The sequence below is a fragment of the Haloferax marinisediminis genome (genome assembly GCF_009674585.1).
Lineage (GTDB): Archaea > Halobacteriota > Halobacteria > Halobacteriales > Haloferacaceae > Haloferax > Haloferax marinisediminis.
On record NZ_WKJP01000006.1, the window covers coordinates 97349 to 120671 of the forward strand.

At 50.3% G+C, this 23323-nt stretch carries 21 protein-coding genes and 1 pseudogene; 16 read left to right on the forward strand and 6 right to left on the reverse strand.

Annotated features, from left to right (window positions below; all coding sequences use genetic code 11):
* Window positions 1-85 precede the first annotated feature (85 nt).
* A complete protein-coding gene (locus tag GJR98_RS17245; RefSeq protein ID WP_151139980.1) occupies window positions 86-433 on the forward strand; it encodes a hypothetical protein in 348 nt (115 codons plus the stop codon).
* A gap of 99 nt (window positions 434-532) precedes the next feature.
* A complete protein-coding gene (locus GJR98_RS17250; protein ID WP_191965527.1) occupies window positions 533-2761 on the forward strand; it encodes a DEAD/DEAH box helicase in 2229 nt (742 codons plus the stop codon).
* A 523-nt stretch (window positions 2762-3284) separates the two neighbouring features.
* On the opposite strand, the gene GJR98_RS17255 is transcribed toward GJR98_RS17250, so the two are convergent.
* Entirely contained in the window at window positions 3285-4394 is a 1110-nt protein-coding gene (locus GJR98_RS17255; RefSeq protein WP_151139982.1) for a hypothetical protein, read from the reverse strand.
* A gap of 613 nt (window positions 4395-5007) precedes the next feature.
* On the opposite strand from GJR98_RS17255, the gene GJR98_RS17260 reads away from it, so the two are divergent.
* Together GJR98_RS17260 and GJR98_RS17265 are read left to right on the forward strand one after the other, a co-directional pair.
* Entirely contained in the window at window positions 5008-5478 is a 471-nt protein-coding gene (locus tag GJR98_RS17260) for a hypothetical protein (RefSeq protein ID WP_151139983.1), read from the forward strand.
* Between the two features lie 153 nt (window positions 5479-5631).
* A complete protein-coding gene (locus tag GJR98_RS17265) occupies window positions 5632-6525 on the forward strand; it encodes a hypothetical protein (protein WP_228717215.1) in 894 nt (297 codons plus the stop codon).
* Between the two features lie 251 nt (window positions 6526-6776).
* On the opposite strand, the gene GJR98_RS17270 is transcribed toward GJR98_RS17265, so the two are convergent.
* Complete coding sequence (locus tag GJR98_RS17270) at window positions 6777-7781, reverse strand: hypothetical protein (protein WP_151139985.1); 1005 nt, start codon at window positions 7779-7781, stop codon at window positions 6777-6779.
* A 289-nt stretch (window positions 7782-8070) separates the two neighbouring features.
* Between GJR98_RS17270 and GJR98_RS17275 the strand changes: the two genes are divergently transcribed.
* The 8 genes from GJR98_RS17275 (at window position 8071) to GJR98_RS17310 (ending at window position 16707) form a co-directional block, all read left to right on the forward strand.
* Window positions 8071-8664: a hypothetical protein gene (locus tag GJR98_RS17275; RefSeq protein ID WP_151139986.1), complete on the forward strand. Its 594-nt coding sequence runs from the start codon at window positions 8071-8073 to the stop codon at window positions 8662-8664.
* 105 nt (window positions 8665-8769) lie between these two features.
* Window positions 8770-9702 carry an ADP-ribosylglycohydrolase family protein gene (locus GJR98_RS17280; protein WP_154269895.1) on the forward strand — a complete coding sequence of 311 codons (933 nt, stop codon included), beginning with the start codon at window positions 8770-8772 and terminating at the stop codon, window positions 9700-9702.
* Window positions 9703-9852: 150 nt separating this feature from the next.
* Window positions 9853-10254 carry a YkvA family protein gene (locus tag GJR98_RS17285; protein WP_191965528.1) on the forward strand — a complete coding sequence of 134 codons (402 nt, stop codon included), beginning with the start codon at window positions 9853-9855 and terminating at the stop codon, window positions 10252-10254.
* A gap of 1395 nt (window positions 10255-11649) precedes the next feature.
* On the forward strand, window positions 11650-12897 hold the full coding sequence (locus GJR98_RS17290; protein ID WP_151139988.1) for an orc1/cdc6 family replication initiation protein: 1248 nt from the start codon (window positions 11650-11652) through the stop codon (window positions 12895-12897).
* A gap of 1067 nt (window positions 12898-13964) precedes the next feature.
* A complete protein-coding gene (locus tag GJR98_RS17295; RefSeq protein ID WP_151139989.1) occupies window positions 13965-15116 on the forward strand; it encodes a hypothetical protein in 1152 nt (383 codons plus the stop codon).
* A 162-nt stretch (window positions 15117-15278) separates the two neighbouring features.
* Window positions 15279-15596 carry a hypothetical protein gene (locus GJR98_RS17300; RefSeq protein ID WP_151139990.1) on the forward strand — a complete coding sequence of 106 codons (318 nt, stop codon included), beginning with the start codon at window positions 15279-15281 and terminating at the stop codon, window positions 15594-15596.
* A 260-nt stretch (window positions 15597-15856) separates the two neighbouring features.
* Window positions 15857-16189 carry a hypothetical protein gene (locus tag GJR98_RS17305; protein ID WP_151140003.1) on the forward strand — a complete coding sequence of 111 codons (333 nt, stop codon included), beginning with the start codon at window positions 15857-15859 and terminating at the stop codon, window positions 16187-16189.
* A gap of 335 nt (window positions 16190-16524) precedes the next feature.
* On the forward strand, window positions 16525-16707 hold the full coding sequence (locus GJR98_RS17310) for an HNH endonuclease (RefSeq protein ID WP_151140004.1): 183 nt from the start codon (window positions 16525-16527) through the stop codon (window positions 16705-16707).
* 180 nt (window positions 16708-16887) lie between these two features.
* On the opposite strand, the gene GJR98_RS17315 is transcribed toward GJR98_RS17310, so the two are convergent.
* Window positions 16888-17376: a hypothetical protein gene (locus GJR98_RS17315; RefSeq protein WP_151139991.1), complete on the reverse strand. Its 489-nt coding sequence runs from the start codon at window positions 17374-17376 to the stop codon at window positions 16888-16890.
* Window positions 17364-17636 (reverse strand): CopG family transcriptional regulator, encoded by a 273-nt coding sequence (locus GJR98_RS18105; RefSeq protein ID WP_394349879.1) that lies wholly within the window; start codon window positions 17634-17636, stop codon window positions 17364-17366. Before GJR98_RS18105 ends, GJR98_RS17315 begins: the two co-directional genes overlap by 13 nt.
* A gap of 174 nt (window positions 17637-17810) precedes the next feature.
* Here GJR98_RS18105 and GJR98_RS17325 point away from each other — a divergent pair, with 174 nt between their 5' ends.
* The 4 genes and pseudogenes from GJR98_RS17325 to GJR98_RS17340 all read left to right on the forward strand — a co-directional run.
* Entirely contained in the window at window positions 17811-18251 is a 441-nt protein-coding gene (locus tag GJR98_RS17325) for a hypothetical protein (protein ID WP_151139992.1), read from the forward strand.
* A 491-nt stretch (window positions 18252-18742) separates the two neighbouring features.
* Entirely contained in the window at window positions 18743-19588 is an 846-nt protein-coding gene (locus GJR98_RS17330) for a hypothetical protein (RefSeq protein WP_151139993.1), read from the forward strand.
* Window positions 19589-19901: 313 nt separating this feature from the next.
* A complete protein-coding gene (locus GJR98_RS17335; RefSeq protein ID WP_151139994.1) occupies window positions 19902-20408 on the forward strand; it encodes a DUF1643 domain-containing protein in 507 nt (168 codons plus the stop codon).
* A gap of 95 nt (window positions 20409-20503) precedes the next feature.
* Window positions 20504-21212 (forward strand): annotated as a pseudogene (locus GJR98_RS17340) (site-specific integrase); the annotation flags it as partial.
* Between the two features lie 14 nt (window positions 21213-21226).
* Here GJR98_RS17340 and GJR98_RS17345 read toward each other — a convergent pair.
* Together GJR98_RS17345 and GJR98_RS17350 are read right to left on the reverse strand one after the other, a co-directional pair.
* Entirely contained in the window at window positions 21227-21625 is a 399-nt protein-coding gene (locus tag GJR98_RS17345) for a hypothetical protein (protein ID WP_151139995.1), read from the reverse strand.
* Window positions 21622-22497, reverse strand: coding sequence for a ParA family protein (locus GJR98_RS17350; RefSeq protein ID WP_151139996.1), 876 nt, complete (start codon window positions 22495-22497; stop codon window positions 21622-21624). The genes GJR98_RS17345 and GJR98_RS17350 overlap by 4 nt, the downstream gene beginning before the upstream one ends.
* Window positions 22498-23323 lie beyond the last annotated feature (826 nt).

The window sequence follows — 23323 nt, forward strand, 5'->3', positions numbered from 1 at the left end:
CCATCGAGGTTGAGCTTTGTATGTTTGATTTCAAGTGAATTTTTTCACCCAAAAAACTATGTTAGGGTCAATCATCGTTTTCCGCATGGGTAATCGACGACGGAAAGACAAGGCGCACGATATCGGTGATTCAATGCCAGGGACATATGGCGACAGCCAAGGGACGATTCACGATCGTCAAGGAGGAGGACCGACGTTCAATCCCGAAGATGATGTGATTGTACCAGGCGAGATTCACGAACAGTTCAACAAGGAAAAGCCGAGCAGCAATAATCCCAACCCGGACGCAGATACTGAAGAACAAGACGAGATAAGTAAACGAATGCGGTACGCGAAGAGATACGGCGATTCTTGGCCGGAGGACCGGAAACGTCGGTTCCTCCGCGAACACGATGTGTCGGCGGAGAAGATGGGTTGGAAAGTTACCGAATAGCCAAACTGAAAGTGCAGAGAACCTATAACACTGCTGGCCTCAATTTTCACCCGATGTTTGTTCCCACTAACTTAGATTCAGAATTTAATGAATAGAGACATGGACGATAATCCGTTTCAAAATTGGTCGCGTGACAATGGAAGCCTCCTAAGTGCTTCTCTTACACAAGGCCAATATCCGCCAGTCTCCGTCGTCAAAGCCTACGAAAACGCGGTTGAGAAGCTCGACATAGGTGTTTTCGGAAAAGACGAGTACGTGATTCCGCTATTCGACTCGGAAGTTCCGAAACCCACTGGTGAGTATGTTCAGTACAAACCTGCGACGAAGAAAATCAAAATATACGACAGGGACAAAGGGCGCCTCAACTGGCTGCCGCCACAGAAAGTGTCGACAACGAATCTCGGCCAACGACTACGCTGGTGGATTCCAGAAATCAAACAAGGTGTCAAGACACTTGATGACGATCAAATACCTCCAAAAGCCGTCTCACCCATCAACACACTGAGTGATAGTGAGACGTCCGAGTTCTTTGCCGAGATGCGTGGGGTCGTCAAACAGGAACGAAGGGCCAATAAGGAGAACAACAGAGAAAGATTTGACGAGCTCAGACTGGAATCCGCCATTCATAGAGGATTGATGGCAGGGCCTCTTGTTCCGATTACCACAGTATCGTATGAAGGGGATAGGGCGTACAAATTCCAACTCACGACTGAAGATACTGACGACGATACGGACCCAAATCTCCGTGACGACGCCGGTATCTTCCCAGATAACGAATATATCGCTGGAGTGCGTGGTTACGAAAGCCAGAAACCGATTGAGATGGAAGCCGTCCATGTTGGAGATTCAGAATTGTGGCTTCGTCCACTGAACCGGCCGATTACACCAGGTTCACCACGTGACGATGCACTCACAGACAATGAAGCAACGGTGTGGCTTCACGACCTACTTAATCCGCTTCCATACGAACGCCGACTGAACGCGATAAATAGGGTGAAAGTCAACCAGAAAAAGCGACAGCTTCTAACCGGAAATCGGGAAGTGACGTTTGGTTCTAGTAAGTATGCCGTTCCAGACCCATCTGTCGAGCTCAACGACTCGCAAGAAAAAGCCCTCGTCTGGGCAGAAGCCGCAAACAATTGCCTCTGTATTCACGGACCACCTGGAACCGGGAAGACGCGGACACTAACTGCTTATATCCGTGATGCTGTTGGTCGTGATCAAAATGTCTTGATTACTGCACATTCCAACCAGGCCGTCGATAACCTCCTCGTAGGTGACAGCACTGTCGATGAACCAGAGGACGAAACGCTTCACGCAATGGCACAAGATGACGAGATAGACCTAACAATAGCGCGTTCCGGAAGCAACTCTGAAAACCGTGTCGTTAAACGATACTATGAAGGTGTAGCCGCAAACGGGGCAGATGTCGTTGCAGCGACAACCAGCGGAGCAGCCCGGTTTTCTCCCGATACCTTTGACATCGGAATCGTCGATGAAGCCACGCAGGCGAGTCGCGCCGCGACTGCCATTGCGTTCAGTGCCTCCGAAAAGCTAATTCTTGCAGGGGATCACAAGCAACTTCCGCCGTTCGCCGCCTCCGACGACAAACTCGGTGATGAGAAGCGACTCTCGCTCTTTGAAACACTGATGAACCGGTATAGCGACGATATCGCAGTCATGCTTCGTACGCAATACCGGATGAACGAGACCATTGCGGCCTTTCCGAACGAAGCCTTCTACGATGGCGAATTGAACACTGCTGACCGGAACCGTGACTGGACCGTTGATAACCTTTCACCACTGATGGGAATCCATATCAAAGGGACTGAGCAAAAGCGGGCAGCAAGCCACTCCTACTACAATCCAGAAGAGGCCGAAGCAGCCGCAAAACAAGTGAAGTTACTTACCAACAGCGGACTATCCCCTGCAGATATTGGTGTCATTGCGGCGTATAGGGGACAAATCAAAGAGATCAGGAAACAGCTTCGTGGGCTCGATATCAATCGAGTCCACCAAGTCTCCGTTAATACTGTTGATGCCTTCCAAGGGAGTGAACGTGAGGCAATCATTGTCTCGCTGGTTCGAAGCAATAGCGCCGCATCAACTGGCTTCTTGACAATGCCCGACGAGGGCCCACGTCGGCTCAACGTAGCGCTTACTCGCGGTCGGAAACGTTTGGTAGTAATTGGTGATTGGGACACGCTGGGTACGCGCGCCTCACATCGAGCCCCCGACGAAAGCTGTGCACAGTTATATGCCGAATTAGAAGACCAAATTCGGGGAATAGAGAAAATGCTTGATGCGGAACCCCAGTCTTTCCAGTAAAACTGTGGCGGACTTTCATCAAATTTGAGGCCACGCACCACGTTCGAGAGATTACTCGATGTAATCAAATTCGGATTATCCCAGACGTGTATAGATATGTCTACTATGGATTATTACAACGCCTTCCGGCTAACATCGGCCACGGTAGACAATATCGGACTCGGTGCCCCCAATGTGGCAACCAAGTCAAAGTCATCACTAACGATCATGCTACTGCTAGGACGATTCCAAGTGCGGGTACAGCATCTACAGAGATGGTCGAGTCTCCGCGAGAGATTCTCTCATACGGTGAATTTGGATATTTAATTGCTCTAATATAACATCAGTGAGCACTGGTCCTGAGAGACCCAACCGATGTGTCTTCTTGAACCCAACTAAGAATCCAGTTTCCCGATGTAGTGCTGTTGAGTTGACCACGAATCGTTCTTCTATGTTGTCCCTTAAGTACGAGCTGCTAGATTACGAGAGGGACCTTCTCGAAGACATCGGGCCACAGAAAGCTCAATTTATAGATGATAAATCTTTACTCAATAGTGAAATTTCTATCATCAAGATTTTGGAAGAAGTCATCTTCAAGTAGGTTAGAGACTTGATCTGTGACTTCAAGAATTTCTTGTGAATAGAGCTGTAATAGCACTTCTCGAGGAGTATTGTTTTCTATCTCTTTGGCTATCCACTCCACATCTGCTTCCATGAGGGCGGTGGATACGACTCTCCCAGTTGTTTGTCTATCAATCTCTAATGCAGCGCCAATGGTGGCGCCTACTAAACCACCATTTTTCCCACCAATACTTTCACCCGCGTGTTTCCAGGTTATTACTGATTGGGATATCTTATACGAATCCAAGTCATTTATTCGAATACGTGCATTAGTACCCGAATTTTTTGATAATTCTCTCCACAATGCATATCCTCCTCCTATAATAAATCCAGCTACTGCTCCATATCCTCCTCGAAGTGCTCCGAGTTTTGCACCATTTGCCGCATATTTAACAACAGTCTCAACATCGATTTTCTTAGCAAGATTAGTGAGCTCATATAATTTATTTTTCAATATTTTCTTTGCATCATCATAATTCACCTCCTCAGTCCAGAACTTGGAAGACTCATTTACACTACCTGCTTTTTCTTTTATATACATCTGTGCACTTTTCCCTTCTTTTTCGAAACCAATCTCCGACAAACTAATTTTGTATACATAGTCGTTTGTCCATATTTTCACAGATTCACCACTGAAAATACCGAATTTGAACCTATTTATTTCCCCGTATCGTGTAGAAATAACTCGTCGTTGCGCTCCGTTTTTATAGACTAATACTAGTCGTTTGTCTGTTATGAGAAACATCGCTGGGTAAATTCGAGTAGTAACTAACCCATGTTCATCTCCGAAAGGGTCAGTTCCCCCCTCAAAATATAGATTGCAATTATGAAACATATATTGGAGTTGTTCCCCATAATTCACATACACATGGAACGGCCCCTCCAATCGTTGAGTGAAGGGAATCATTGTGGCTACTACCTGGGGTGCTTCCGACAACCGACCCAGTGTTACCGTTTCACTCTCTGATCCTGCAAACACATCTTCTATCGACCGAGTTCCAAATTGAACATTATCGTCTGAATGTTTATTCATCCTATAATTAGACAATGTACAAATATAAATATGTAACCGAAAACATATTAACGAACAATCAGTGCCGTCGAGGCTAATTTGCCAGGAGATGAACATCTACTGCCATCTGATTTCGGCAAAACCTTGTCGAATGTACGACCATATCTCATCAATTAATAATAGAGTGTATGAAACTTCCTGAGAGCCACAATCAGTAATGCCTCGGTGAAACATTCGATGCGTCGGTGGCGTTCGGCGGCGAGCGATGGTCAGACTGCAATCCACCTCTGGACCGGGCTTAGTGCTTGTCGGTGACGAATGATGGTTTGGAGGAAGAATTGTACCGTCGCGTTGCCGCACAAGATAATAACCCGTTCAATTTCCCCCATTTATCACCGAAGTCCAGTTGAGGTCGTGCATTTGAGTTGCCTGCTGGTGCTTGACGGTAACATATTCTAGTGACTAGATATCCGCGACCGTATGAGACAGGTACATAGCCACCGGTACACAGATGGGCTCGCCAGCGGTTGTCCTTGGATATCATTACCGTTGTCACCAGAATCCAAACCGCAGGTGTGTCGCGGATTTATCACTGCCCGGTACAGTTATCCAGCTATCAATTATCTTGTGATTCATGACCAAGGTCTGGATTACCACGATGAGCACCCACATCGAGGCGGTCATCAACCCTCTTCTCGCTGCGAGCGAAGACGAGTTCGTTCCTGATGTCATCCATCTCTTGAGTAATCCGGGAATCGAGTCGAAAGTCCCGTTAGTCCAAGAGATGATGACTGCGGTGACTGATGCTTATGGGTCTGGGCCAGCGGAAGTCAAAGTGACCACTCTTGACACTGAGACTGACTTCGCGGGGGTCATCAGTCACATCCGTGATCCAATTGCGGCCGCACACCCCTCTGATGTCGTTGCTGTAGACGTGACTCCAGGGCGGAAGTTTATGTCGGCTATCTCATTTCAGGCAGGAATCCAATTTGCTGCAGACCACGTGTACTATCTCTATCTCGACTCCGATCGCCACTTCGGTGATCTCCTTCCAGATATCCCGACTACCGCCGCTCAACTCATCGACTTCACGGAGGAGTTGTAAATGCTATTGAGCCGCAAACATATTCTCCCACTACTGAACGCTCTGTATCGAACGGGTACAAATCGAATCTCCGTGTCCCATCCTGCAACCGAGATTGGAGAACTCCTAGAAATTCGACTCAAGCATCCGAATGAGACGTCCGTCCGGTTGACAATGGATCTGGGTGACCTCAATGAAGGTCGTGAAGAGATCCGTCGACGATATGGTGAAACCGTACACAATGACCTCCCAGACGCTGATGAATACGTCCGTGCTGTTACAGCGGGAGGATTAGTTCCTGTTGCGAACGTATCCGAGATTCACGAGTATATTTCACGACATGGGTATCGCGATCTTGAGGCGGGGCATGGCCCACTCGTTCTTGGTATCGATACAAACATCATCCCCTGGGAACTCCCACGGATACTCGATCTCGATCATAAGTATGGGACTACCGACGATGCCGGAAGACGACCGACAAACGGCTACGCACTCGCAACGGGTGTGAAAGAGGAACTCGACTGGCACTACAAGCATTATGAAACGAACTCACTTGTCGAGGCATTCGGACCAGAGTTCGAACGACTCACAAATCAACCAGCAGGTAGCAATCGGCAAGGGTTCCTGGGTCTGTATGCATACCGCGCGTTGATGGCAGGGCGAAACGTCGACCGTGTCGAGACCGGGACAGGCGACGAGAGTATCGTGTCTGGATATCTCGAGTATCAACAGAACTCACGGAAAAAACCGCTTCTCCTGAGTAATGACCGCGGATTTGTGGAGCGGTCGGTCGATGCAGGGCTATTATCCCAGCACGTTTCGTTCACGCCCGTGCTTCCACGAACCGTGTCTGCAACGTGGAAAGAAATTGCAGATACACTCTATCTACTTTCAGTCATATTCGGTGCCCTCAACCTTCCAAAAGTCACGCTCTTCGGTGTGTGGAACGGTAAATCAGGACTCGGATGGCAACATGAGAAGCTATCGTGTCAATTCCGAAGTCCAAAACTCGAGCCACTCGTCGAGCGTCAGATGCGTGTACTTGACGCGTACGACGATATTCGTTGATTGGTGGCAAATTTGAATCCGATTGTGGGAAATATATCCTATACATGGGCCCTTGAAAAGAATACATATCCTGTTGAAAACCCTCACACTTTGACAGGAGTGTCGTGCCTGAATATAGGGAGTGTAGTCAGCAACCTTCCCGTCACCTAGTCACGATATTTTGGATGGCATTGACGTTGATTACTCCTGCAAACATGACCCACTGAGACACCATTGAGCCTTAGAAAGTGTACCTCTGGTTTTCCGGATACCTATCCACTTTCATTCTGAAGAGTGTGCGAAATGATCTCGTGGGTCGCATCCCGGCAGGTGTCCATTCTCTCGATAACTACTTCTTCCAATGTTTCTTCAGTAGATTTCCCATCTCGAGCAGTCAGTTGATTACGTTCGTAGAGCTCACACAGTTCTCTAACTTTTTCTACACCAGCACTATTAGATTCTGTGACCATGTTAATTGCTCTGAGAGGTATTATCTCAGAAGCAAGAAGGAGTGCTTTGATCCTTCTATTAGCCTTTTGAATCCGGATTACAACACTACCATCTTCAAATTCAAGATCAGAGGTAACCTCATCTGGATTCTCCTCAACATACCCTCGGAGCTCACTTTGGAGCGAATCGTAGATATGATCAACCTCTCGTTCGATGGCTTCAACATCGGCATTATGCGACTCTTCGAACGTGATTTGAGATCTGTGCTCCTGGGAATCCTGTTGCGGTGACGTTTCGGATTCACTTGGATTTAGAACTGTAGATTGGTCGGATCTATGTCCTGATTTTTTATCACCGACTCGTTGGATTATGCTGCCATACTTCTCCTGAAGTTCATCATCGTTCTCAACATATGTTTCAAGAATCCCGACCGTAGACAGCATGATTACTGATTCAGCTATATCACTGAGTCCGATTATCCCAATTCCTTTTTCATGAGCAAGCTCCACAACATCCGCGCCCAGTGGCCGATGTACGATGATGGACAAGCGAGAGGTGGGATTGGATGGTATCTTGCTGACAAGTTCCTCAATTCGCCGAGTTGTTAATTCGCCGTCGTCGTAGTGAAGGATAGATGTAGACTCTGGGTACGGTAGAGATTTCGTCGCCTGAACATCGCCTATATGATTAGAATTCGCAATCGTAACATTGGGTTTCCAACCACGTACTGCACAAAGATCCGCTATGAGATGAGCAAAGCTAATCGCGTCAAGATCATTGAGAATTTGGAATACAACCTCTCTATCGTTAGAGCCTGAGAGTGGCATACTTGTACCCATTAATCAAGTAATGAATAGTTTTGGGTGGTTCTGCTGAGATGGCAAGACGTCGGCCTATGATGATAAATTGGATTTCCCGTCAGACGTCGAATCACTGGTAACCGATACGGGCCCTGTATTCAGCACAGTATCTAAAAACAATCAGCGACTGAGAGGTTCAGCAGATCCAAAACACACTAATTCGTCTCCGTTGGATCGACACAGAGAGGTCTGGTGAGTTATTCGATTTAGCTAGATGAATTATCTAGTTGTAGATATAATAGCAAATTGATTACACATGCCAAAAGAAAATCGTACTGAGCTCGATATCGCCTCGTATATGGGGGACAACTCCTACCCATGGCAATTTTCTGTGACACGTTCAACAAATGAGATTGTGATAACGCAGGCTCGTGGTCCAGAAGATAAATTTGACCCAGTTATCAAACAATTCGAGATTAAGGATAGCCCAATCGACGACGAGCCACAGTCGTTTCAGCACACAGTTATTCGCCGTGTGTGGACTGAAGACCCCAACGAGCCAAATGTGCGTTCCCAGCGAAGTGAAGGCCGTATCGTTGAAACTCTCCTTCATGACAAACGTGGCTGGCACCTCGACCGTCCAGAGCCACGTTCACCAATCGAAAGTTCAGATTGGGAGACCACATATTACCAAACCAACTATCCGGGAATCACCGTCTCAGACGGGACTATTCGTTCACAGACCGAGGACGAATTGCAATTTACCGAAGAGCGTAACTATCGTATCTCGAAGGAGTTGTTCGAGACGTACGATTCAGGGTACGTACTCTCCTACCATGAAGTCAATGAGGAATCTCGTTCATGTGGAATGTGGGAGACAGCCAATGCGACCGCATATCGACTTCTTTAGTTCTTGTAGGCTAGTTTTGAGACAACTGAGTTGGGTCGGCGTCAGCGTTCTCGAGGCACTGTTAATCGGTGTAGATTTACAATGCCGGCATGGCATCACGGTCACATGATAGAAAAGAGTCGAGCGCAAGGATGTCTTCTAGGATTAGCTTGTGGAGACGCATTAGGCCGTCCTGTCGAGTTCAAGAGCCCTTCCGAGATTGATTCCGACCATGGCAACGTAACTGAGATGATTGGCAATGGGACGCACGGACAACCGGCTGGCACCATCACTGACGATACCGAGATGGCACTGTGTATCGCTCGAAGTCTCGTTGAGCAGAATGCGTTCGACCCAGAAGACGTTGCAAACCGATTTGTCGAGTGGCTGGATTCCGGCCCCTTCGATATTGGATTGATGACTCGTGATGCACTCTTCCGGATCAAACAGGGGACTCCATGGAACGAAGCAGGTGTCGACGTGTGGCACTCACGTCCAGAGGGCTCCAACGCAGGCAATGGAAGCGTGATGCGATGTGCACCACACGCGATTGCGTTCCGGAACGAACGTAATGAGTTAGACCGTGTCAGTCGACATTCGTCTTCAATAACCCATGCTGACCCACGCTGTCAGTGGGGCTGTATCCTACTTAATCGGACGCTCGCAAACCTAATCTGTGACGTGAGCGACCCACTAGGAACTGCACTTGAAGACTCAAGTGAAGCCCCCGATGAACTCTGGACTGCGATCGAAAACGTACATCAGGTACTGAGCGGTGAGAGGAACCAGTCGAGTTTCGAGTCTACGCTTTCGACGTCGGGATATGTCGTCGGCTCACTCCAAGCAGCGGTATACTACGGATTATCGGCTAACTCTGCCGAAGATGCCGTGGTTCAAGCTGTGAACAGAGGACATGATACAGATACAGTCGGAGCGATTGCTGGGGCCGTTGCAGGGGCACGGTATGGGGTTGAAGAAATTCCAACTCGATGGATAGAAGAAATCGATGAGTCAGTTGAGCTATCGAGGTTGGCTAGCCAGCTACTGACAGTTCAGTAACGGGCTTCGACGTGATGAGCCTATACTGAAATTAGGTGTTTGGATTATGGTACTCGATGGCAACCATTTGGAAACTTGTAGATAAGAATATATAATTTGGGGAGAATTATAGTTTGAATGGCCTTACAGAAGACATCACGCTCTAATGAGATGGCCGCGGCTCAAGAGCAAGAACAGATACAGCGGCTTGCACAAATTGAGATGTGGCGAGGAGACCTTCGCGTCCTCCTTCGTGTCCTCCAAGATTCACGCACACCATGGTACGCATCAGCGTTGATGGCCGGGGTGCTTCTGTGGGGTCTGTTGCCAGTCGATCCACTTCCAGATATTGTGCCATTGGCGGGGATCATCGACGATGCCGGCGTCTTCCTGATAATCCGTGCGGCAATCTACCGGTTAGTCCCCAACGAGATTGTCGACCAGCACGCCGAGGTCATCGCGAACACGAAGAAGCATCGGTTTGGCCCCGCGAAGGCTGTCGCAAGCATCGCCGTACTCCAGGTTGTTCTAATCGTTGTTGTCCTGGGTGCGTTCGGTGCAATGGTTTTCTAATCTGAAACAGAATTTTTCTACTGACTTCAAGAACCACTTCCAAGGGTAGACGGTTATAGGAACCTCTGAAGACGGATTACTGGAGTTTTACACCCCACTATTTCCAGTAATACGGTTACACACGAATTCGACAAGAGCGGGCTTTTGGAAGCCATCTTCAGAAGTCCATTGGTCGTGGACGTCGTCCCAACACTTCCGACAGAAGACGTCCCCAACTGGAGTTTCAAACGAACCCGGCGTTACGATTTCTCTCGGAGGAACATCTCGACCACACCTTTGGCACTCAACAGTGGGATTCCAAGTGTAGTCGCCCGGAAACCTCCAAGGTGATTCAACGATATCAGTCGAGGGATCAACAAGCCAAACAGGAATCTAGCCTCGGTCCCAGGGAGAACCTTGCCCAGTTCAGCGATTTCCGCTTGAGTAACTCTCGTGTCGTAGACGACGTAATCAGTGAGGATAGTCGATGATAGTATAGTGATTTCTTTTAGTGAGCCGTACTCTCCGAGTTTCGTGAGCACATCTTTGGGAGGCTTCAACTGACCAGAAAACCGTGTGTGGTCGAAGACCTCAGATATATTCACCTCGTTCTTTGTGGATGACTGGAATTAACCAACAATAACGGGTTATTTGATGGTTGTTGGTTAAGTGGTGATTCGGTCTTCTCGACTGCGTCTGACGAGTGTCATACCCCGCCATTTCCACTAATAGACTGACAAGAACTCGATGTGATGGTCCACGCGGTTGACCCTCCCCCCACCGTTTCCAGTAAAACTCGACGAAGAGAAGGGCTAGCCCTTGCAGAAGTTTTTTCCACCATTGAGTGGGCGACAACAAGCTTCTGTCAGTTTATCCTACGGACTAACTTGTTATCCACCAATATAAAACTTTGCTACTATTTACTGTTTATTCTGTAGCACCCCGACCTATTCGAGGTTCTTTACTGGAAATGGTGGGGAGGGTGTGTCCCGACCAAGCTCGTGATTGAACAACCACGACGTCTCCCGATTAACTTATAATCGAAGATTTACTGGAAACAGTGGTGTCTCCCAGATATATAAATAAGTCTTTACTGGAAATACTGGAACCCAGTGGTCTCATTTCTGGTTTAACTTTACGACTTCTTGTTCTTCGACTTTACTGGAAATGGTGGGGTCTAATCACCTTCCAGCACCCCGTTGATTTACTGGAAATAGTGGTGTGAACAATCATCCAAAATCCCAATCCTCTCGTCATAGTCCCTAATGACTGTCTCAGTGACTTTCTTGTGTATAATTGGAAACCAAGGGGGCAATACTTGCTATTGGAACCGATGGGTACCCATGGTTATACTGGAAATACCGGAAACGGTGGTCGAAACAATTATCAGACACGACTGAGTTATCTGACCAAACCATGACGCCGCGGTTTCAGCCGGACGATACACTCTACAAGCGACGGAATACGCTCAAGGTTGAGTACGTCCCCGACGACATCGTCGGGCGGGACAACGAAATCGAGGAATACGAGGCCGCACTTCAGCCGATTATCAATGGAGAATACCCTGACAATATCTTCATTTATGGGAAAACCGGTGTCGGAAAGACCGCCGTCACGAACTTCTTACTCAACGAGTTGCAAGACTCGGCGAAACACTTCGAGGTCGACCTATCTGTAATATCCCTCAATTGCGATGGCCTCAGCACGAGTTACCAGGCTGCAATTAGCCTCGTCAACAACCTCCGAGAACCGGAGCATCATATCGCCGAAACCGGACATCCTCAATCGAAAGTCTACCGTCTTCTCTGGGACGAACTCAACAAGCTCTCTGGGACTGTCGTTATCGTCCTCGACGAGATTGACCACATCGCAGACGACACGTTCCTCTACCAAATCACACGCGCAGACAATAACGGCTACATCGACAATATCCAACTCGGGCTCATCGGCATCAGTAACGACTCGACGTTCCGAGAGCAACTCGACGCGAAGGTTCAATCCTCCCTCTGTGAAACCGAGATCTCGTTCCCACCGTACGGAACAGGAGAACTCCAGAAGGTCCTCGAACAACGTGCTGATATCGCGTTCCACCAGAACGCAATCGAGGATGGTGTAATTTCGCTGTGTGCTGCACTTGGTCGACAGGATGGTGGTGACGCCCGCCGAGCAATCACACTTCTCCGGAAGGCGGGTGACCTGGCTCGGACAGAAAATGCAGAGACGGTCACAACCGACCACGTCGAGCGTGCCCAGGAGAAACTCGAGGCACAACAGAGCATGGACATCATGCGTGACCTCACGGAACATGAGAAACTCACCTTGTACGCGCTGACGACGCTCGCTGCTGAGAATGCGACTCCCGCACGCTCGCGCATCGTCTATCAACGCTACAAAGAACTCTGTAACTTCCAGGGGCGAGACCCTCGGACAGCTCGTCGAATGCGGAGCTTCCTCTCTGATTTCGAGATTCTCAACCTCACGCTCTCACACATGGAACACCGTGGTCAGGACGGAGGGACGTATCGGGAACACGAACTCAATCGAGATATTGCGACGGTCGTTGACGCGCTTCAGACGATCATCAGCGAGTTTGGGGCACACCGAAGTATCATCGAATACCTTCCCGATTCTGGTGAAGACTTCGCTGCGATGGGGGACGACTAGTCCTCAAAGGTCGAAGTGCACAAGCACGGACTCAGAGTGCTGAATTGTGAGACCGTGATTGTGGTCGGCCGGAGGGCTGGAGGTTGTTGAAATCATTGTCCTGCAATGGGTTCCCAAGGTCGCGCTGAATAGAGTGCGTAACGGGGGCTCATCAAACGTCGTCGATCCCATGCCGCAACGCCCGCCAGGCGAACCACAACTCTTCCAGGTCCAGCCCAGTCGCATGCGCTGAGACTGCCACGCCGTCCGGTCGCGACTCAAGACCCGTGGATTGCTGGAATGTCACCCACGCGTTTGCGGTTAAGTAGGTCAAAATGTGCAGAACACCGAGTCCGATGGCCACTTCTCTCGAATCAAACTCAAAGGACTTGATGTGACCGACGACCACGAACCGAGTTTGAGGAACACGAAGAGGTTCTGCCAAATGTGGCTGAACTCCCCGTGCATCCAGGGCCGAGGACGGATAGAACAGAGGCGTGATGGTGGGCGAAGCGAGATAAATTGACCCATCTTCGGAAAATATCCCCAGGCGTTCTGGTGAAATCCACAGGCACTGATATTTTGTTGAGGCTGTACTGAATACAAACTCGAACCGCTGCCACTGTCGACGGTGCGTTATCATCCTAACAACCACAATATCCGCAAGTTTAGCCTACATTACACTGAAATCAGTGCATTGGGCAGGGAGATAGATATCGACCAGCCACCACCCCACGTAGATTGTACCCGTTGCTGAGTTCTACCTCCTTGGCCAAGTTCACAAGACACACACTCTGTCGTCGAAACGAGCTTTTGGTTGCTTCCAGTTGGTTGAGCGACGAGACGTGCCGTTTGATGAACTCCCGCAGCAGTCGTGGCAACCTTGGTTCTCAAGTTCCCGATTCAGCAACTGATACGCACGCTGAACTCGTGGTCACGAATCGCGATTATACCGCTCCATATTTGGACGGATAGCGGTCCGGTTCTGATACCGACAGGCGGAATATTACACGGTGACGATGGAACAGGATGTGTAACTATTGAGGCGTGCGCGATGGGTTTACACGTGGAGACGAAAGATACACGCTATGTCGGAACAGGTTTGTGTATACTGGGATGACTCACTGCTCTCGGACCGGACTGGATTCGCTATTTCCGGATTGACAGCGGACGGGGAACCAAGTCATAAAGTCAAGATTTCAGAAGGGGCCGATGGATTCGTATCGGTGTTTGCACGACCGGAAAATGGCAATCGAACGGTCGCGTTAGCGTTGGAATCGTCTCCAGAGCCGGGGGTCTACATTTTCGAACCGAAATATGCGGGCTACGATTTTGAGGTCCGACTTGAGTACCCCCAAGAACCGTATCCGAGTCCAGCGATGCAAACGTACGAAGTAACCTCACCACTTTGTGCGGTAGAAGTTGGGGACACCATTGATATCGGACTCAGGAAGGACGTGACGACCACCCCGGGAGTGAAACATGTAGAGGGGCGAGTAATCGACGTTGCAGATTGTTGTGGGTTGCTCCCGGACACCCCACCTTTCGATATAGACCCAGATACTGTTCTCTCAATCCTGGTTAATATCTCAGACGAGAAGGGAGATGTGGAGAAAGCACAAGCGGTTTCGGCGATGTTAATACGGAGGCGGCTTTCATCAGTCGGAAATAAAATGGGGGTGCTGAATATCACGGGGACTGAAAATCCGCTGGAATTCGACTGGGAAGGTCGGTCAGACACGCCACATCTTCAGGTCGAGTCCGTGACTGTCACGCCCGAGAAGGGGGAACCATGGACGGTTGAGAACGAGGGCCTTTCGGAGTTGCAGTTCAACCCGCTAGCAGATTACTCGACGACAGAGCGAGTCGAGGAACTCCAGTCAGCGTTCGCTGAAATGCCTGACGTGACGGTCTCAGAACGGACGCTGGAAGTTTTTGCTACAGCCGTAACGGCAGAACCTCCAGACATGTCGATTGAGTGCCATTACAAATCGAGACGGAGTGGTAATGTCCTCATGAAGAGTGGAAAACTACGTGAAGCGCGCTCGGTATATTACGCAGAGTCTAATCGGGCAAAACACCAGATTCGGTTCGCGGATAATGAAGCGACGTATTATCTATTGGTTGACACGGATAACACCGCATCAGAATCTGTTTCCGTGTACACTGTCGCCGAGAATAGACACTGGGACTCGGAATTAGGCCCACTTGTTGAGCTGGAACTCACTGGTTCTCAGTGAATGGACGTGGGTCCAACGGACATGACATGCAGGCTATGTGGCTGAATGTCCACTAGGCCACACACAACAGTAAAAATGTAGAGCGCTAGTTGGCCGGCTTGCACTCCTCAATTTAATACCCAAGTTGTCAATAGTTTATATATCCAAACGTAATTACAAACTATGAGCGACGAAATCGACGTATCCGACGACCCCGATATACTCGACGGGAAAAAAATAATCGAGGGTATAGGAGACACCCTTCGGTTGCTGCTTGACGCACAGCACGGCACGCTCTCGGACGAGAAACAGACGAAGATTTTGAATCTAAGAGGAAGCGACCCGGCAGAAGCGCTCGGCCATTCATACCACCTCCGTGATGAGTTACGAGAAAACGGATACGCTGCCGACTGTGAATACCTTGGCCTCGCCGACAACCAGCCCGAGTGGTCTTCCGAGCCGCGACATGAGATTAAACTGTGCATCAATCACGACGAATAGGTACTTATCCAGCCATTACCGGCCTCGTTCGAACGAGGAATCTGAGGGGGTCAGTCTAACTGGAGATGGGGTTCTGAGGGGCATCAGCAGCCTAGCGGTATATCCAATCACTCTAGTTTTGAAGTATTTGGACATGCTGAAATCATCCTCTCTATTCAGCATGCCATTCCTGTCATGTTCTGAGTAGTCCTACAATGTCATCTCTGATTAACCAACAAATCTATGTCTGTACAATGCTTGTGTTGGTTAAGATTGAGTTCATGTCTCACGAGTCACCGACACCCCACCCCGAGATTCCTGCTGGAATCGTCGAACAGCTTGAAAGCCTACCTTCTGATACACTCAATCACGTCTCGAGATACGCCGAGCGGCTAGCAGAACACCGCGAACGAGAGCGACGACTCGAGGTACAGCAGGAATCAGACCGGGTCAAAAAAGAACGTCCGAGTGATTTGCCAGAAGACGTCCCGTCAAGGGCCACCATCACGATCAAAGAAATCAACGACAACCGATACTACTACTGGCAGTGGAGAGAGGGAGACAAGGTCAAATCCAAATACAAAGGACCTATGAACAAGTCCGGTAATGACTGACTCTGCCGCTAGTCAGATGCCGTCCCACACCACCAAACTCTCAAGTCACTCCTCCGCTTCGTTGAGCTGTTGTAATCCAACCTTCACTAACACTTCACGAAGGCCGTCAGTCGACTGGCGAAGTTACACACCGACGTCAGTCTGTGCGAAATGGAGTATCTGGTTGACATCAATCGATTGCTCGACATAGGACTTCACGGTCGTTTATGTATTCAAGCACGTTGTTTTCGCACTTTGAATCTGGGAAGTATCGCGGGACGCTCTGCTCGAGAAGTCTTGTGCCAACCACCTCGCTTTGGTCGTGCTTTGTTCTCGTCGTGTGAAGACCCCACCACATTGACCCTCGAAGTAGTGGCGGTGCAGACGCACCGGAGAATGTGATTGTAATCTGCGCCAATTGCCACCGTTGTGTACACCGTGGGAACGACGGAGCTGAATTCAATGAATCTGAGCTCCCCCGATGGAACTGGTGTGCGATTCAATTACCTGAAAAACATCGGTTCCAGTTATCGGGGTGAGGTCCAGAATGGGAAAATTGTAGACCCGAACGGCGACGAACGGTCCCCGAATGGAGCGGCCAATGTAGTGGATAAAATCATCCGAGGAGAAGACGCCCAGGAACCCGGTTGGAGTCCAAGTCAATGGGAATGGTTTTCGGGAGATGGATGGGAAGAACTCTCGACATCTGATAGCTAACATCACTCAAAGAGATTTCTCGTATACCGGTAGATTGGTGCCCCCAGCCAGTCGCGCCGTTCAGCGATCGTCTCGAAGGCAGCTTTCACGGCGTCATCCCCGAGTGTGCCCCGCTTGACCAACGCTCGAAGCACGATCGGTGACAGTGCGGCGTCAGCGTCGACTAACTGCTGCAGTTCGGGAAGTGCTCGGTAGTCGTCAGTAATGAGGAATACTGCATCTAACTCGCGAACAGTAGTGACACAACTCGCTTCGCCCTGGTTGATTCGACTTGTTACGAACTCGTCGCCGGTGACATCGACCACTTCGTTATAGTCTATCGATTCGAGGACGCTGTTCGCACCGTCTCCATGCCGGTCATCGTATTGGGCAGTCGCTTCGAGTCCGTCGACGACTGCTTCGGTAGTCACGACGTCGAATTCATTGACGACGGAATCGAGAACACCACCGATTGCCAGAGAGATGAACGCACTCGTATCTACGACGAGCATCTAGGGTCTGCGAGTTTGTCGGCGAGTTCTTCACCACGGTTGAGGGCTTGCTTCGAGGCTCGAACTGCTTCGGCGTCTTGCCGGCCAATTATCTCGACGAGTTTCTCGAACTCGATGTGGTCCTTGAGGTAGAGTTCGACGACTGCCTCTCGGAAACTCTCTTCAGATTCTTTCTCTAAGAGGTACTGTTTGAGCGCCTCGATGAGTATCTCAGTCCGATTCTTATGGGTGACCTCCGCAGAGATGTCAGCGTGCGTGATAAATTCCTCGGAGAGTCAGAAGTTGACTCGTTTCGTGCTCATGTGTACATACAATGTGTGTACAATGCTAAAGATGTGTGTTTGAGTCCAAGCTTCGAAACGCTGGGTGTCCCTCCACGACTTCGGACCACCACAGAAAAGTACATAAAGTAATGAATATAATATCTGATAACTATGCAGGAGAGTGACTACACTCACGCTGGCGATGACCAGGTCCCCATTCTGAACCTAACTACGGAGGTCGGAACCGGTGAGAAAGCAATTGCGGTCGTGGAGAAAGACCCGAACGGCGAGGTGAAGCTTATCGGACCAATGAGCGAGCGTCGAAATATAACGATGACTATTTCGGGAGACGTCAACGGGGCTGACGAACAGGTGGTTGCCGTTGAGATAACCTTTCGAACGTACCCACAAGGACCGAGTTCAAAAATCCGGATCTCCGCACACGTCATCGGCGAGTGGGGAGACGACATCGACATTCAGGAGCGACTCTCGAAACTCAGAGAGATTCAATCAGAAAAGACAGAACAGGAGGTCAATAAGACAAGTACCGCAAGCCCGAGTGTACTCAGGGGCCCCAGCGACGTTAAGGGGTTTTCTAGACGAAAACACTAATCGATGTATCGTGCGGTGTAATCACTCGGTCACAGATAGTACACAGTAGTTTCTCTTTCCTTCCTCTAGCTATTCGGCGGTTCCTGCCTGACCTGGCGTTCCGAACTCAGTAGCACTGTACTTGGTGGTGATACCGTTCTTAACAGCCTTTCCCAACACGACCATGATCTCCATGTTAATCGTCGCGGAAAGTACGTGACAATCGGCCTCAATGCACTCTATACCGATGATATGAAGTTGGACAGACTGCAGTGGCGTTACCCAGTAAATCAGCTGCGGGGAGAGTTGATTTACCCACTGAAAGATTGTAGAAGCGAGAGTTCTACGCCATGAAGACGGAGCAACCGTCATCAACGCGCTCGACAATACTGTCGTAGGCGATGATTTATTACTAGTGTGCCAACTGTTACACTATGGGCTCTTGGACCGTCCTCTCATTTGGTGTTGTCAATCCTGAAGAACGACTCAGCCGAGTTCGACGGCAGTTAACGGTGAATGACTTCATCACGCTCACTGACCAGCCGATGCGCGGCGACGACGCGGGCGTCCTCGCGCTGACGACCAGTCGGCGGTACGAGCCGTCAACGGAACCATACTCTCGGCCACGACACGACGACGTCACCATCTACGGACCCTATATGGACCTCGTGTTGGAGCCGGGCGAGTACGGCTGTGTGCTCGGTGTGAGTAACACCGCCGACGCCGGCGAGGGCCCAGTCTACTACAAGCGGAAGTCCGACGGGGCAATTGAAGTCATCGATCGGCTCAACGGCCACGCACCCAATGCGGGGCAGGATGCGGCCGACGAGTGCCTGTCGAAGTTCGGCTTCCGGCCGACGCCTGAGAGTCCACACGAGGTTAGGCACAGTGCTTACATCCGTCACGACCCGTTCGTCCTGTACGACAGGATGTACGAGGTTGAGTCGGGCCTCGTGGACCCTAACGAGAACGTGGTCACGGGGCCGAAATGTCCGAACTGTGGCACGGCGGGGTCGTTCACCGACGAGTTGAACCTCCAAATCTACATCAAAACCCGGCGGTGCGACAACTGTAACGCTTCGTCCGACTTCGTCCGGCGTGACAAACTTCCGGCACACGACGGGCAGTGTTCCTGTGGCGGCGAATTCGAGCGCCGGGACTTGCAGTATCCAGACCTCGGGTCGACCGCGTACGAGTGTTCGGGGTGCGGCATCGTCACCTTCGACACGCTCACGCGCGACCGCGACGAACTTGCGCCGCATGTCCCGTACAGAGAGAGAGACAGCGTCCACCCAGACTACCGGGGATTCTACGACGGGCACGGAGAGAATTCGGTGTGGCCTCCCGAGTTAGCATAGTCGGACGAGTCGCTGCGGGTGTACGGACGAAGTGGAAGAATCGGGCCGAACGTCGGTCACCCTGCTGTCGTCGGCCCTGGCTCTGCTCTCACGTCGGCATCATCTGTATCCGAACCTCTGTTGGAGTTCGGAGGCATATTTTGTATGGCTTTATTTAGTTTATAGCCAAATGAGGCCTTCGTGCCAGGTTATACTTAACTTGGTTGTCTGCGTGGGACAACTGAATATGAGGGATGCTTAAGTACCTGACATTTTTAGCGAAAGTACCGAAAATGGAACACTCAGAAAGAAGCCTTCACCGAAGTGACCACCAGTGACTCGAGAAGAGAACACATCGTCCGGTTCCAAACGAAGTAGCGCAGTCCTGAGCGACTGCCGAGAGTACCGTTACCGACTCACGAGAGAATGGAATGCTGAGAAGCCAGCGGTCGCCTTCCTAATGCTCAATCCGTCTACGGCTGACGAGACGGAAGACGATCCAACGATTCGGCGTTGTATCGGGTATGCAAAAGACTGGGGTTACGGGTCGCTTGTCGTTGGAAACCTGTTCGCACTGCGAAGTTCAGACCCGTCAGATCTTCGGGAACACCCTGACCCGATTGGCCCAGATAACGACGAACACTTACAATTCATTTGTGATAACGCAGAGATGGTCGTAGCTGCGTGGGGTACAGACGGGGCACTCAAAGAACGCGGTAAAGAAGTCGCCCAAACGCTCAACGAGAACCTCTACGCGCTCAACACGACCAAAGAAGGCCATCCGAACCACCCGCTGTACCAGCCGAAGGATGCCGAACCTGAGCCGTTTTTATACGAATGACCAACTACCAGTGGTCGCGAAAGTCGCTCGACGAACTTCGCGAGTTCCACTGGGAAACGATCAACCCTCAGATGATGCGTGGCGGCCTCGATTTCCAAACCATCCGGAGCTTCTACGAGTACCTCGTTGACTTCCGTCGCGAGGTGAACAACCCGGTCGAGAACGCCGGCAAACAGTTTCGGTGGGAACAGGGGACACCGAACAACCGGACGATGACCGCTGACCAAATCCGCGAGATGTACGACGCTGCAACCTCCCTCGAAGACGAGCTCCCCGTGCTGGGTCTTGCATCCTGGGGATTGCGACCGGGAGAACTAGCATCGATGCACGTCTCTCAACTCGCTCTCGACGTTGAGGAAGAAACAGAACCTTACCTCGCTTTCGACGAGCGAAAGAACGGGCCAGGAACGGTCGCACTTCTCTACGATGTCAAGGAACTCTATGACCGCATAGAGGTCTTAGACGAGCGTCCTTCATGGAACGGATACATCTTCCCGTCCTCCCAGTCTTCAAGCGGCCACCTGACGACCGACACGATCAACAATCGGTTCAAGCGCCTCGCACGCGCGTGTAATGTATGCGTAGATGGCTCGGTACCGACCGAAGTTGAGCCGGCGCTTTTGGTACACTATGTATCAAGAGGCTGTTGGTGAGCTTCTCTCACAACTCAAGGGTGTGGCCGATGACCAAGGGAGTTCGTCGATTGTAGTGGTGATGTCGAACTATCTGTCGGAGGAGAAACGGAGGACATTCCGGAGAACTGCGATGCGATACACTCTTGGAGAGGTGTTCAAGTCCGAATAAGCGTGGTCGGGCAGTTAGTCAAACGTCATTCCGTATCCCCAATCTTCGAGGCATTCTTCTGCTTCGTCGAGGTGCTGTAAACCCACCTTCACTAACGCTTCGCGAAGGTCGGTCAGTGAGACGTTTTCTTCGAACTTGTCTTCGAGTTCGTGGAGGGCATCTCGCTCTGCGACTTTTGTTTCCTTCTGTAAGAACAGTGGAACTCGGTCACGGCCGTCTTGGACGCCATCACGACGGAATTTATACGGAATCTGGAGTTGCTGCTGAGATTGTTGCGTATCCCCTTCGTCCACTTGCGACTCAGTATTTTCACTCTCAGACGGTTCTTCCTGAGTTGATTGGGGCGTTGTCGACTCGACTGACGAAGTATCTGCGAAAGGATCTTCACCCGCTCCTTTCTTCATCCCAGTCATGCAGTTAGCACCTCATGGTCAACGTCGCCGGGTTCTGGTGGGTTGGGTGCTTCGATGCCAACTTGTTCTTCGAGTTGTCTTGCGAGGCGGTCGAACTGAGCAAGCGTTTCGACCTCGTAGTCGCGTCGACGAGAGCGATGGTCGCGAACGTAGCTAAACGCCGAGCATTGCTCCATCCAGCACCCTTCCATGAGCGACGCACGTTCGCTGATTATCTCTGGGATTGGGTAATTAATCTCGTCTAAGATTTTTCGCTGGTCACGGGTGTTTTTGAATCCTGTTGGGACTGCAGCGAGGACGCCGACGTCGATACCGAGTTGTTCTTCGAATCCTGCGACGAGTGCTTCGAGGCCTTCAACCGCTGCACGACCTTTTGCGCTTGGCTCGACGGGAATCACGAGGGATCTGGTTGCGTGAATCGCGTTGTAGAGGTGTGGTCCTTCCGTTGCTGGTGGGTCACAGATGAGAACGTCGTATTTGTCTGGAACGCCTGCCTCGCGGAGCACACGAAGTAACTGGGCGTGCATTCCGAATGCCTCACCCATCGCCTCTGCTTGGTCCTTTTCACGCTGTAAAAACTCGGCCAGGTCTGAGAGCATATTGTGCTCAGGAACGATATCGACGCCTTCTACAGTCCGAATAAGATTGTTGAATTCACCGTTCGGGCGTCGGATCATGTGACGGACGACGTTATCGACCGAATCCGTTCGCTGGTCATCGACGCCGAAGAGACGCGAGAGATCTCCGTCTTGCGGGTCGAGTGGGACGACAAGCGGTTTTACCCCGGCACGAGCATGTGCGACCGCGAGGTTTGCTGCGGTGGTCGTTTTACCGACCCCACCTGCCTCGCTGTAGGTCGAATACGTAAGCATACTGTGTTCATGAATTACCTTCACCTTGAATCTTCTGTGAATGTCTACATGGTGTTCATTAATTTTGTTCATTCATGAATGGTTCTAGTGAACACAATTGGTGAACATTTGTAGTGAATACAGGTGGTGAATGAATAACTGAACTCGCGCAGATACATATTAGAGTACGCCAAACCGCCGTTCACGTTCTTATCAAATAGGTATTCATCTGGTAGCATCTCTCTGAGGTTGGGTGATTTCTATGAACATGTACATTGAACATAACTGATGAACAAAATCAATGAATGTATTTAATGAATAGTGTTCATGAATGCAATACCTGTATGTTATCAGTGGGTGTATACTGTGAATACCATACTCACCGACCACCTTTGCATTGGCATCCCGCTAATAAGTGGAGACAACCGGTATCGCACGCGTCTCCTTCCCTATGATAATTCGACGGCACTTGGTTGATGTCCTGACTGCAGAAAAGAGATTGGGGTACACCAGTCGGTTATTGAGTTCGAGGATACTGATGGGACAGCTGAGGTGTTTTTCCAAGAAAGCTTCATGTGGTGAAGTTGTCATTCCGAAATGACGAGCTGGTGCTACCTGTTGATGAGATTGTCCGTACTGAATTCTTGGGCGAATTCGTGTCCTGACCGAAATACTGGTTCTGGCTTTGTCGTTTGGGAGGCTGTTTCTGCGTAAAAGACGGGTCGATGCCGGACTGAACTCCTCGAACGGGCGTAGCGACCGAGTCGAGCGATGCTCTTGATTAACGAACGGCAATATGAAAGGGCGGAATAAGGGTAGCGGGCCTGAGGTTGGGTTTGAGGACTGA